The sequence below is a fragment of the Streptococcus oralis genome (assembly GCF_026782235.1).
Lineage (GTDB): Bacteria > Bacillota > Bacilli > Lactobacillales > Streptococcaceae > Streptococcus > Streptococcus oralis_CC.
The window spans coordinates 92,802-105,682 of the sequence record NZ_JAKUWE010000002.1; the positions used below are offsets into that span (position 1 = coordinate 92,802).

The 12,881-nt window shown below is 44.3% G+C and carries 7 protein-coding genes; 6 read left to right on the forward strand and 1 reads right to left on the reverse strand.

The genetic code is table 11. The features are described from left to right. The first annotated feature begins 476 nt into the window (after positions 1–476). Positions 477–2,156, forward strand: a complete 1,680-nt coding sequence (locus MK396_RS00910; protein WP_268723674.1) for an alpha-L-fucosidase — start codon at positions 477–479, stop codon at positions 2,154–2,156. 36 nt (positions 2,157–2,192) lie between these two features. On the opposite strand, the gene MK396_RS00915 is transcribed toward MK396_RS00910, so the two are convergent. After that, complete coding sequence (locus MK396_RS00915) at positions 2,193–4,280, reverse strand: GH92 family glycosyl hydrolase (protein WP_268723385.1); 2,088 nt, start codon at positions 4,278–4,280, stop codon at positions 2,193–2,195. Positions 4,281–4,437: 157 nt separating this feature from the next. Here MK396_RS00915 and MK396_RS00920 point away from each other — a divergent pair, with 157 nt between their 5' ends. The 5 genes from MK396_RS00920 (at position 4,438) to MK396_RS00940 (ending at position 12,765) form a co-directional block, all read left to right on the forward strand. Continuing rightward, positions 4,438–5,811: a hypothetical protein gene (locus MK396_RS00920; RefSeq protein ID WP_254736246.1), complete on the forward strand. Its 1,374-nt coding sequence runs from the start codon at positions 4,438–4,440 to the stop codon at positions 5,809–5,811. 130 nt (positions 5,812–5,941) lie between these two features. After that, entirely contained in the window at positions 5,942–7,222 is a 1,281-nt protein-coding gene (locus tag MK396_RS00925; protein WP_254736199.1) for a glycoside hydrolase family 125 protein, read from the forward strand. A gap of 54 nt (positions 7,223–7,276) precedes the next feature. Further along, the gene (locus MK396_RS00930) at positions 7,277–9,922 is read left to right on the forward strand and encodes an alpha-mannosidase (protein ID WP_254736198.1); all 2,646 of its coding nucleotides are present in this window, start codon (positions 7,277–7,279) and stop codon (positions 9,920–9,922) included. Positions 9,923–10,021: 99 nt separating this feature from the next. Then, positions 10,022–10,891 (forward strand): ROK family protein, encoded by an 870-nt coding sequence (locus tag MK396_RS00935; protein WP_268723386.1) that lies wholly within the window; start codon positions 10,022–10,024, stop codon positions 10,889–10,891. Continuing rightward, on the forward strand, positions 10,885–12,765 hold the full coding sequence (locus MK396_RS00940) for a beta-N-acetylhexosaminidase (RefSeq protein WP_268723387.1): 1,881 nt from the start codon (positions 10,885–10,887) through the stop codon (positions 12,763–12,765). Before MK396_RS00935 ends, MK396_RS00940 begins: the two co-directional genes overlap by 7 nt. Positions 12,766–12,881: the final 116 nt, after the last annotated feature.

Below are 12,881 nucleotides of genomic sequence, written 5' to 3' on the forward strand. Positions count from 1 at the left end.
TAGGTTGTTAGGTATTATAGTATCACAGATGTACTGTTCACAATGTGATAAAGCAGTCATTTTCTACTGACTGATTTTCACTAGCTGGCGAATGCAAAAGCTACGATTGTACAAATTATAGAATCTTTTCAGGGGATTTAGGAAGAAATCTTAGTCATATTGACGCTGCTATCGCTTTTTGTTATAGTCAAGGAGAGAACAGTCTCGAACAATAGTTTATTCACAGTCTGTGGATAAGTCTGAGTAAGAATGATATCTAATCCATGGTGTTGAAGTATTCTGATAATAGTTCCGTATATTAGTGACTTGCCAGAGAGCGGGTAGAAACCCTGGTATAAAGGTATTTGACAAAGTTTTGTTTAGGGTGAAAGCTTCCAAGTCTAAAAGCTGGAGTCTGAAAAGACTAGTTTTTAGGTATGTTTTCTTATCCACAAGTTGTGGATAACTTTGTGAACAAGAGAAAGAGACATGAGATGATGACGAACATAAAACCACATGGGCCATTACCAAGTCAGGCCCAGCTGGATTATTTAGAGGATGAACTAGCTGCCTTTATCCACTTTGGCCCCAATACCTTTTATGACCAAGAATGGGGAAGTGGGCAAGAGGATCCTATGCGTTTTAACCCGACCAAGTTGGATGCGCGTGAATGGGTTCGAGTGCTCAAAGAAACAGGTTTTAAAAAGCTGATTTTGGTGGTTAAGCACCACGATGGCTTTGTCCTCTACCCAACAGCTTATACAGATTATTCGGTCAAGGCTAGCCCTTGGAGGGATGGAAAGGGGGACTTGCTCCTTGAGGTTTCCAAAGCTACGACTGAGTTTGACATGGACATGGGAGTGTATTTGTCTCCTTGGGATGCTCACAGTCCCCTCTATCACGTAGACCGAGAAGGGGACTACAATGCCTACTATCTGGCTCAATTGAAGGAAATCTTGTCAAATCCTGCCTATGGGAATGCCGGGAAGTTCTCTGAGGTGTGGATGGATGGTGCTCGAGGCGAAGGGGCCCAGAAGGTCAACTATGAGTTTGAGACCTGGTTTGAAACCATTCGTGACTTGCAGGGCGATTGTTTGATTTTCTCAACTGAGAGAACTAGTATTCGTTGGATTGGAAATGAACGGGGCTATGCAGGGGATCCCTTGTGGCAAAAAGTCAAACCAGACCAGTTAGGAACAGAGGCGGAATTAGATTATCTACAGCACGGAGACTCCTCTGGGACGCTGTTTTCAATCGGTGAGGCAGATGTTTCTCTTCGGCCAGGCTGGTTTTACCATGAGGATCAGGATCCTAAGTCTCTCGAGGAGTTGGTCGAGATTTATTTTCACTCGGTAGGACGGGGAACCCCTCTCTTGCTCAATATTCCTCCAAACCAAGATGGTCTCTTTGATGAAAGGGATATCCAGCGACTGTATGAATTTAGAGCTTACTGTGATGAGCTCTATAGAGAAGATTTGGCTTTGGGAGTCAAGGTATCTGGTCCTGCCCTATCCTCAGACTTTGCCTGTCATCATCTGACAGATGGACTAGAGACTAGTTCTTGGGCAAGTGATGCAGAACTGCCAATTCAGTTAGAGATTGATTTAGGGGCACCTAAAACTTTTGATTTGATCGAGCTGAGGGAAGATTTGAAGCTAGGACAACGCATCGCTGCTTTCCATGTTCAGGTAGAGTTGGATGGTGTCTGGCAGGAATTTGGTTCTGGCTATACTGTTGGCTACAAACGTCTTTTACGAGGAATAGTCGTTGAGGCGCAGAAGATACGTGTGACTATTACAGAGGCACAGGCTTTGCCTTTGTTGACCAAAATTTCACTCTATAAAACACCTACCTTGTCGAGAAAAGAAGCTATTCAGCAACTAGAGTTTTCAGAAAAAAGTCTGGCTGTGACCAAGGGAGAAAATGTCTACTTTACAGTTAAGCGCAGAGAATCTAGCAGTCTTTTAGAAGCTAAGATTTCGATTCAACCAGGGACGGGTGTGCATGGTGTCGCTTATCGGGACGAGATTCAAGTCCTTGCGTTTCAAGTTGGCGAGACTGAAGAAAGGCTAATGCTACCAACCTTGTATTTTGCAGGAGATAAAAGATTAGATTTTTATCTGAATTTGACGGTAGATGGGCAGCTGGTTGACCAGCTTCAGGTCCAAGTTTCATAAAAGAAAAACCTTCGCATCTGCGAAGGTTCTTTTTGGTTATGAATGATTTGGTAGCCAGCTGAGAGTGAAGGTCAGCTGCCCAGCTTTCAAGAGGTCTTGATGTTGAATGCTAGATACTGGGGTATTTTCCAATCGGCATTCTTTGACAAAGTTGAAATGGCTGTAGTTTTGCTCGGCATGGATATCCAGCCATTTATTTTCCTTAGCCAGGTAGACACGGAGGTGGTCAAAGAGAGGAATTCCGAGGTCGTAGCTGGGTTTGCCTGGACAGGTCGGATAAAACCCAATAGCCGACCAGATGTACCAGGCAGAGAGACTGCCATTGTCCTCATCGCCAGGATAGGCATCCCAGCTTGGTTTGAAGGCCTTCTGACGCAGCGTCTTGATGAGAAGAGCAGTGTAGTCTGGGTAGTCACTGTAGCGGAAGAGATAAGGGATGTGGAAACTAGGTTGGTTGGAAATGGCGACTTGTCCAAAGGGAGCAGTAGCCATCTCGCTCATTTCATGAATCTCGTAACCATAGCCAGTTGTTTCAAAGAGAGGAGTATCCTGACAGGCTTTCAAAAGGTAGCGACTAAAGACTTCTTTTCCACCCATCAGTTGACGCAAACCTGGGATGTCATGTAAGACACCTAAAGTCGCTTGAATGGCAGAACATTCGGCGTAGTCACGTCCCCAACTGTAAGGAGAGAAGTCAGGACGGAAGTTTCCTTGACGATCTCGCGCTCGCATGTAGCCTGTCTCAGAGTCAAAGAGATGACGGAAATTTTGAGAAGAAGTGTTATAAGTGTTAGCAATCTCTGTTTTCCCTAGTTTTTCGGCACAGCTGGCGATGCAAAAATCACTATAGGCGTAGTCTAGGGTGTGGCTGACACTTTCGTGGTGGTCGGTAGAGAGGTAGCCCAGTTCTTGGTATTGGGTTAATCCGTGACGACCATTGATGCCGAGAGGGTCGGACTTAGTGGCTGTCTCCAACATGGCTTGGAGGAGTTCTTCTTCCAAGTCAGGAGCCATTTCCTTGCAGGCACTATCTGCGATAATACCGTCCAATAGAGTCCCTGGCATCATGCCGCGTTCATCTGGGGCTAGCCATTTTGGAAGGAAAACAGTATCGCGGTAGCTATTGAGGAAACCTTCTAGAAAGTGGCGATAGTGTTCCGGTATGATAAGAGCAAAGAGGGGAAAGGTAGTGCGGAAGGTATCCCAGAAACCATTGTTGCTAAAGAGAACACCAGGCTTGACAGTACCAGTAGACAAATCCATGTGGATGGCCTGCCCTGATTCATCAACCTCATAAAAAGTCTGAGGAAATAGGAAGAGTCTGTAAAGGCAGTGATCAAAGAAGGTTCGGTTGGCTTCCCCTGTCTCCACGATATCAAAACGATGGAGGAGATTTTCCCAGTCTTCTTGGGCACTTGCCTTACAGCTATCAAAGTCCTTTTGAGGTAGATTAAGCAGAGCTTGAAAAGGGGAGATGAAAGAAGTTGCTAGTTGAATCTCGGCTTGACTGCTTGCTAAGTCAATTCGCCAGTCTCCGCTTTCTTGGTTGACAGCAAGAATATCCGTATTTATTTGTAGGGCAGTGAAGAGTATCAGCGGATTTTTATTGGTCTCTGTTTTGCCTTCTTGTCTTAGGGTCAGAGTCCGCTTATCTACCTGCTCAACTGTTAGGTCATCTGCTGCATGAAGGTAGAGGGAGAGGGCCTTGCCTTGCTTTTGCTTGAAACGAATAGAAGCGCCGTAGCAAGTCGGTGTAAGCTGGGTTTCAATCTGATAGCGCAGGGAGAAAATCTTCAGATAATGAGGTTGGAAAGAGGCCTTATCCATATCATAGGAAGACTGACGATGGAAGAGGCTGTCTCCACCTAGCTGGCCTATGACAGGTGTCAGAAGGAGCCAAGAGTAGTCCCCAATCCAAGGACTGGGCTGGTGGGTTAATCGAATCCCCTGAAAGATAGGCAGATGCGGATCGAAAAACCAAGCTCCCTCCTGGTCGCTGGTCTGAGGCACAAAATAATTCATCCCAAAAGGAACGCCTGTGTAGGGCAGGGTATTTCCTCGAGAAAAGGCATGCTTGCTAGCAGTCCCAAAGCGGGTATCGATGGTTTCAAGTAGTGGTTTCATAAAAAAGCTTTCTGTGGGAGTTTTTGTTTAGTATAACATGAAATTGTCAATAAACGAATTTTAAAAAGTAAATGCCCCTATAAATTTCGGTTAACAATTTACAAATATTCATTCTTTTGTTAGAATGGAGGCAATAAAAAAGAAAAGGGGATTTTTTATGAGTGATTCGGTAAATAATGTGAATAACGAAGAATCTGTAGAGAAGGTTGAAAACACGCCTGTAGAGGATGTGGAGTCAGTTGCTACTCAAGAACCAGAAACTGTGGGAGAAGCTGCTTCTGAGCAAGCAAAAGATGACCAATCTGAAGAAGTGGTGGAAGAGAAAGATTCTAAGCCAGAACAGAAAGAAGATGCAAAAGCTTCAGCTGAGGCTTCAGCTCAACAAGTAGTTGAAAAAGCCAAAGGATTGTTTGCAACGAAACGCAAAGAAATCATTGCAGCTCTTGTGGCAGTAGCCGTTATTATTGTGGCATTTGTGGGATACAATGTTATCCAGTCGCAACCAAAAAGCTTGATTGGCGACGTCAAAGTTGAGTTTTCAGGTTATGAAGAATCTGGAACGGTGACTTATAATAGTCAAGATATTGCTGAGAAAGTAGCAGAAATAGCATACCAAAAAGTAGGCTTTAATAAAGATCAGGCAGCTGGTTTGGCTAAAAAAGATCCTATTATTTACGCAGAGGTGTCAAGAGATGGCAAGTTGGCGTCTAAATTGATACAGGCAGAAGCGATGATTAGTAGTGTCCATTATGAATTTGACAAAACAAATGGTCTCAAAAATGGGGACGAAGTTACGTTCACTGTAACAACAAGCTCAAAAAACTCACCATTTAAAGCTGAAAAGAAAACCTTCAAAGTTGAAAATCTTAAAGAATATGAAAAGGTTTCAGCTTCTGACTTGTTGACAGAAACACCTGTAACATTCACTGGACTTAACGGTTCTGGCACTATTACAATCACTAAAAATTCTAAGGATGAAGCCTACTTTGATTTTGAAAATGGTAGACGTCCAAGAAACTTGAAAAATGGCGACAAAGTCACTTTGAAAGTGAAAGACGTAAGTATCGATTCTTTGAAAGCAGAAGGAAAAGTGGTAGACTCTAAAACTGTAGAAGTAACAGTTGAAGGTCTAAAAGATGCGAAAGATGTGAAGAATTTAATTGATGTATTGAAGAAAAATGATGCATACAGCAAGGAGCTAAATAAGAATAGTACTAACGAAACCTATACTTTAGAACCTCAGGGTAGTTATATTGGTATCACTACAGGAATAGGAAATACGTCAAGTGCTGACATTGATATAATTACGGTGTATAAAGTAACACGTAAAGGTAGTTTATTTACAAATGTTAGTTACAAGTACTATGGTTTCGATGGTTACGAATTGAAAGATGACAATTTAGTCGCTAAGGAGGGTATAAGGCCAATCTATGGTGGAGGGCTAGAAGATTTTGAAGTGTTAAAAGAAGAACTTCAAAGAAAAGAGTATCATTTGATAGAGGTTAAAAAAGACGAAAAGAAAAGTGAATAGAAAAGTTGGGGGAGAGCCCCAACTTTTTTTCATAAGTTTGTTTCAAAACGCCTTTAGTTTGTGTATATCTTTTGGAGGCGTTTTTTTTTATACTGAACATGAAACTTGTTTGAAAGAGGAAAAAAATACTATGATTTATTCGAAAGAGATTGTTAGAGAATGGCTGGACGAAGTAGCGGAGCGGGCTAAGGACCATCCAGAGTGGGTCGATGTTTTCGAGCGTTGTTACACCGACACCTTGGACAATACGGTCGAAATCCTAGAAGATGGTTCAACCTTTGTATTAACAGGGGATATCCCTGCCATGTGGCTTCGTGATTCGACTGCCCAACTCAGACCCTATCTTCATGTGGCTAAAAGAGATCCTCTCTTGCGTCAGACCATTGCAGGTTTGGTCAAGCGTCAGATGACCTTGGTGCTCAAGAATCCTTATGCCAACTCCTTTAACATTGAGGAGAACTGGAAGGGTCACCATGAGACCGATCACACAGATCTTAACGGCTGGATTTGGGAGCGCAAGTATGAGGTGGACTCGCTTTGCTATCCTTTACAGTTGGCTTATCTCCTTTGGAAAGAGACTGGTGAGACCAGTCAGTTTGATGACACTTTTGTCACAGCGACCAAGGAAATTCTTCATCTCTGGAAAGTAGAGCAGGACCACAACAACTCTCCATATCGTTTTGTTCGGGATACAGACCGCAAGGAAGATACTCTGGTAAATGATGGCTTTGGACCTGACTTTGCCGTGACAGGCATGACCTGGTCAGCCTTCCGTCCAAGTGATGACTGCTGTCAGTATAGCTATTTGATTCCATCCAATATGTTTGCCGTAGTCGTCTTGGGTTATGTGCAAGAAATCTTTGCAGCATTGGCCCTAGATGATAGTGAGAGTATTATCGCAGACGCTAAGCGTCTCCAGTCTGAAATACGAGAAGGCATTGAAAATTACGCCTATACCACTAACAGCAAAGGTGAAAAGATTTACGCCTTTGAAGTGGATGGTCTAGGAAATGCTAGCATCATGGATGATCCAAACGTGCCAAGTCTACTGGCTGCTCCATATCTTGGTTACTGTGCGATTGACGATGAGGTTTACCAAGCAACTCGTCGTACCATTCTGAGCCCTGAAAATCCATACTTCTACCAAGGAGAATACGCTAGCGGTCTCGGAAGTTCTCATACCTTCTATCGCTATATCTGGCCAATCGCCCTTTCTATCCAAGGCTTGACAACAAGAGATAAGGCGGAGAAGAAATTCTTGCTCGATCAGCTCGTTGCCTGCGATGGTGGCACAGGTGTCATGCATGAAAGCTTCCACGTGGACGATCCAACTCTCTACTCTCGTGAATGGTTCTCATGGGCCAACATGATGTTCTGTGAGTTGGTCTTGGATTATCTGGATATTCGCTAGTCAGTTCTTTAATTAGATAGAAATAAAAATTTAAGTTAGAATGAGGTTTTACTCATGGAAAATGTTGTTGTACATATTATCTCACATAGTCACTGGGACCGTGAGTGGTACTTGCCTTTTGAAAGCCACCGTATGCAGTTGGTGGAATTATTTGACAATCTCTTTGATCTCTTTGAAAATGACCCTGAGTTCAAGAGCTTCCACTTGGATGGTCAAACCATTGTCCTTGATGACTACTTGGAGATTCGCCCTGAAAATCGCGACAAAGTCCAAGGTTACATCGACCAAGGCAAGCTCAAGATTGGACCTTTCTATATCTTGCAGGATGACTACTTGATCTCCAGTGAAGCCAATGTCCGCAATACCTTGATTGGTCAAGCAGAATGTGCAAAATGGGGCAAATCCACTCAGATTGGTTACTTCCCAGATACCTTTGGAAATATGGGACAAGCGCCTCAAATCCTTCAAAAATCAGGCATTCACGTGGCAGCCTTTGGCCGTGGTGTGAAGCCAATTGGATTTGACAACCAAGTCCTCGAAGATGCGCAGTTTACTTCCCAGTTTTCAGAAATGTACTGGCAGGGTGCGGACGGAAGTCGCGTTCTCGGTATCCTCTTTGCCAACTGGTACAGTAATGGGAATGAAATCCCTGTTGATAAGGATGAAGCCCTAGCCTTTTGGAAACAAAAACTGTCAGACGTGCGTGACTATGCTTCAACCAACCAATGGTTGATGATGAACGGCTGTGACCACCAGCCTGTACAGCGCAATCTGAGTGAAGCCATTCGTGTTGCAAATGAACTCTTCCCAGATGTGACCTTTGTGCATAGTTCCTTTGATGACTATATCCACGCAGTAGAAAGTGCTCTGCCTGAGCAACTATCTACCGTTACGGGTGAGTTGACCAGTCAAGAAACAGACGGTTGGTACACGCTTGCCAACACTTCTTCATCCCGTATTTACCTTAAACAAGCTTTCCAAGAAAATAGCAACCTGCTAGAACAAGTCGTAGAACCATTGACGGTCATCACTGGAGGACATAACCACAAGGACCAGTTGACCTATGCTTGGAAAGTCCTTCTACAAAATGCGCCCCATGATAGTATCTGTGGCTGTAGTATTGACGAAGTTCACCGTGAGATGGAAACACGTTTTGCCAAGGTCAACCAAGTTGGAAACTTCGTTAAGACCAATCTTCTCAACGAGTGGAAGGGCAAAATCGCAACCCACGAAGCCCAAAGCGACCATCTCTTTACCGCCATCAACACAGGCTTGCACGACAAGGTTGATACAGTCAGCACCGTGATTGATGTAGCGACTTGTGATTTCAAAGAATTGCACCCAACAGAAGGCTATAAGAAGATGGCAGCCTTGACCTTGCCAAGCTACCGTGTCGAAGACTTGGAAGGGCATGCTGTAGAAGCGAAAATCGAAGATCTGGGAGCTAATTTTGAGTATGATTTGCCAAAAGACAAGTTCCGTCAGGCTCGCATTGCTCGACAAGTGCGCGTGACAGTGCCGGTTCATCTGGCACCACTTTCTTGGACAACCTTCCAATTGCTTGAAGGAGAACAAGAACACCGTGACGGTATTTACCAAAATGGAGTGATTGATACGCCATTTGTAACGGTAAGTGTGGATGAAAACATCACGGTCTACGACAAGACAACTCATGAAGCTTATGAAGATGTTATTCGCTTTGAAGACCGTGGTGACATTGGAAATGAGTACATCTATTTCCAACCAAAAGGAACAGAGCCTATCTACGCAGAACTCAAAGGCTGTGAAGTCTTGGAAAATACAGCACGTTTTGCTAAGATCTTGCTCCAACATGAATTGACAATTCCAGTAAGTGCAGATGAAAAACTGGATGCGGAACAAAGAGGTATCATCGAGTTTATGACGCGTGAAGCTGGACGTTCAGAAGAATTGACAACCCTTCCTCTGGAAACAGAGATGACCGTCTTTGTTGACAATCCACAAATTCGTTTCAAGACTCGCTTTACCAACACAGCCAAGGACCACCGTATCCGTCTCTTGGTTAAGACTCATAACACGCGTCCAAGCAATGACTCTGAAAGCATTTATGAGGTGGTGACACGATCAAACAAACCAGCTGCTTCTTGGGAAAATCCTGAAAATCCTCAACACCAACAAGCCTTCGTCAGCCTTTATGATGATGAAAAAGGGGTGACAGTGGCTAATAAAGGATTGCACGAGTATGAAATCCTTGGAGACGATACCATTGCTGTGACCATTCTTCGTGCCTCAGGTGAGCTAGGTGACTGGGGTTACTTCCCAACACCAGAGGCTCAGTGCTTGCGTGAGTTTGAGGTCGAGTTTGCTCTGGAATGCCACCAAGCAGGGGAACGTTTCTCCGCTTTCCGTCGTGCCAAAGCCTTCCAAACACCATTCACTAGTCTTCAGGTTGCTAAACAAGAAGGAAGTGTGGCAGCGACTGGTAGCCTCTTGAGTCATGCGGCACTCAGCTTACCACAAGTCTGCCCAACAGCCTTTAAAGTGGCGGAAAATGAAGAAGGATATGTCCTCCGTTACTACAATATGAGTCAAGAAAATGTGCGTATATCAGAACACCAACAAACCATTCTGGACTTGCTTGAACGACCATATCCCGTTCATTCAGGACTCTTAGCGCCACAAGAGATTCGCACAGAATTGATCAAAAAAGAAGACATTTAACAGTTTTAAAGTGTTTGATAACTAATACTATGAGATAGAAAGGAGGGGCGAAAGAGTAAGGGCTAACTGCTGATTCGCCCCTTTTTACGGTAAAGAACAATGATCATTGCAACCATTGATATCGGAGGGACCGGTATAAAATTTGCTAGTCTAACTTCCGATGGAAAAATACTAGATAAGACAAGTACTCCAACGCCAGAAAGTTTGGAGAATTTACTGACTTGGCTAGACCAACGCTTGTCAGAGCAAGATTATAGTGGGATTGCCATGAGCGTTCCAGGCGCGGTCAATCAAGAAACAGGTGTCATTGAGGGAATTAGTGCCGTCCCTTACATCCATGGCTTTTCTTGGTATGAGGCTCTTGCTCATCATCAGCTACCTGTCCATCTAGAAAATGATGCCAACTGTGTTGGACTTAGTGAACTGCTGGCTCACCCAGAGATTGAAAATGCAGCCTGTGTCGTGATTGGGACAGGAATTGGCGGAGCTATGATTATCAATGGCAAACTTCACCGTGGTCGCCACGGCTTAGGTGGTGAGTTTGGCTATATGACAACCATTGAACCAGCTGAAAAACTCAACAACTGGTCGCTACTAGCCTCTACAGGAAACATGGTTCGATATGTGATTGAAAAATCTGGTCAGACTGACTGGGACGGACGCAAGATTTATCAAGAGGCCGCAGCAGGAAATGCTCTTTGTCAAGAAGCCATTGAGCGCATGAACCGTAATCTGGCTCAAGGCTTGCTCAATATCCAGTATCTGATCGATCCAGATGTCATTAGTTTGGGAGGCTCTATCAGTCAAAATCCAGATTTTATCCAAGGCGTCAAAAAAGCTGTTGATGCATTTGTCGAAACCTACGAAGAATACACGGTCGCACCAGTTATCCAAGCTTGTACCTATCATGCAGATGCCAATCTCTATGGTGCCTTTGTCAACTGGCTACAGGAGGAAAATCAGTGGTAAGATTTACAGGACTTAGTCCCAAACAAACTCAGGCAATCGACTTGCTGACAAAGCATATCTCTTTACCAGATGTGGAAATTGCAGTCGCTCAGTCTGATCAGGCCTCTATCTCTATCAAGGGTGAAAGTGGACACTATCAACTAACCTATCGCAAACCTCACCAACTATACCGCGCCTTGTCCTTATTGGCAACAGCTCTAGTAGAAGGGGATAAGGTAGAGATTGAAGAAGAAGCTGCTTACGAAGAGTTGGCCTACATGGCAGACTGTTCACGAAATGCAGTGCTCAATGTCGCTTCTGCCAAACAGATGATTGAGGTCTTGGCTCTCATGGGCTACTCAACATTTGAGCTTTACATGGAAGACACCTACCAGATTGAGGGACAGCCTTACTTTGGCTATTTCCGTGGTGCCTACTCGGCTGAGGAGTTGCAGGAAATCGAAGCCTACGCTCAGCAGTTTGACATGACCTTTGTGCCTTGCATCCAGACCTTGGCCCACTTGTCAGCCTTTGTCAAATGGGGTGTTAAGGAAGTGCAAGAACTCCGTGATGTGGAGGACATTCTCCTTATTGGCGAAGAAAAGGTTTATGACCTGATTGATGGCATGTTTGCCACTCTATCTAAACTGCAGACTCGCAAGGTCAATATCGGGATGGACGAAGCCCATTTGGTTGGTTTGGGGCGCTACCTCATTTTGAACGGTGTTGTGGACCGTAGTCTCCTCATGTGCCAACACTTGGAGCGCGTATTAGATATTGCTGACAAGTATGGTTTCCATTGTCAGATGTGGAGTGATATGTTCTTCAAACTCATGTCAGCAGATGGCCAGTACGATCGCGATGTGGAGATTCCTGAGGAAACTCGTGTCTACCTAGATCGTCTCAAAGACCGTGTAACCTTGGTTTACTGGGACTATTATCAGGATAGCGAGGAAAAATACAATCGCAATTTCCGCAACCATCACAAGATTAGCCATGACCTTGCCTTTGCAGGTGGTGCTTGGAAGTGGATTGGTTTCACACCCAACAACCATTTTAGCCGTCTCATTGCTCTTGAAGCCAATAAAGCCTGTCGTGCTAATGATATCAAAGAAGTCATCGTGACGGGTTGGGGGGACAATGGTGGGGAAACAGCCCAGTTCTCTATCTTACCAAGCTTGCAAATCTGGGCAGAACTCAGCTACCGCAATGACCTAGACCGTTTGTCTACTCGCTTCAAGACCAATACAGGTCTTTCAGTTGAGGACTTTATGCAGATTGACCTTGCCAACCTCTTGCCAGACCTACCAGGCAATCTCAGCGGGATCAATCCAAACCGCTATGTCTTTTATCAGGATGTTCTCTGTCCGATTCTTGATCGACACATGACACCTGAACAGGACAAACCACACTTTGCCCAAGCTGCTGAGATTCTGTCAGAAATTAAAGACAAAGCAGGCATCTACGCCTATCTCTTTGAAACACAGACTCAGTTGAATTCCATTTTAAGTAGCAAAGTGGATGTGGGACGACGCATTCGTGAGGCCTACCAAGCGGATGATAAAGAAAATCTACAAGAAATCGCAAGACAAGAATTACCAGAACTCAGAATCCAAATTGAAGACTTCCATGCCCTCTTTAGCCACCAATGGTTGAAAGAAAACAAGGTCTTTGGTTTGGATACGGTTGATATCCGTATGGGCGGACTCTTGCAACGTATCAAACGAGCAGAAAGCCGCATCGAGGCTTATCTGGCAGGTCAGATTGATCGCATCGAAGAATTAGAAGTCGAAATCCTTCCATTTAACGATTTTTATGGAGACAAGGACTTTGCAGCCACAACAGCCAACCAGTGGCACACCATTGCGACAGCTTCAACGATTTATACGACATAGGCGTTTATCACAAACAATTAAACATCTCCTTTTAAATACATGGAGATGTTTTTTGATTATGTGACTATTAGTCCGTCTCGCTCCGCAAGGTGCGAGACAAATAAACCACCCGCTAT

Coding starts and splice junctions, on each gene's coding strand:
- MK396_RS00910 (WP_268723674.1), top strand. CDS start 477: ATGACGAACATAAAACCACATGGGCCATTACCAAGTCAGGCCCAGCTG.
- MK396_RS00915 (WP_268723385.1), bottom strand. CDS start 4,280: ATGAAACCACTACTTGAAACCATCGATACCCGCTTTGGGACTGCTAGC.
- MK396_RS00920 (WP_254736246.1), top strand. CDS start 4,438: ATGAGTGATTCGGTAAATAATGTGAATAACGAAGAATCTGTAGAGAAG.
- MK396_RS00925 (WP_254736199.1), top strand. CDS start 5,942: ATGATTTATTCGAAAGAGATTGTTAGAGAATGGCTGGACGAAGTAGCG.
- MK396_RS00930 (WP_254736198.1), top strand. CDS start 7,277: ATGGAAAATGTTGTTGTACATATTATCTCACATAGTCACTGGGACCGT.
- MK396_RS00935 (WP_268723386.1), top strand. CDS start 10,022: ATGATCATTGCAACCATTGATATCGGAGGGACCGGTATAAAATTTGCT.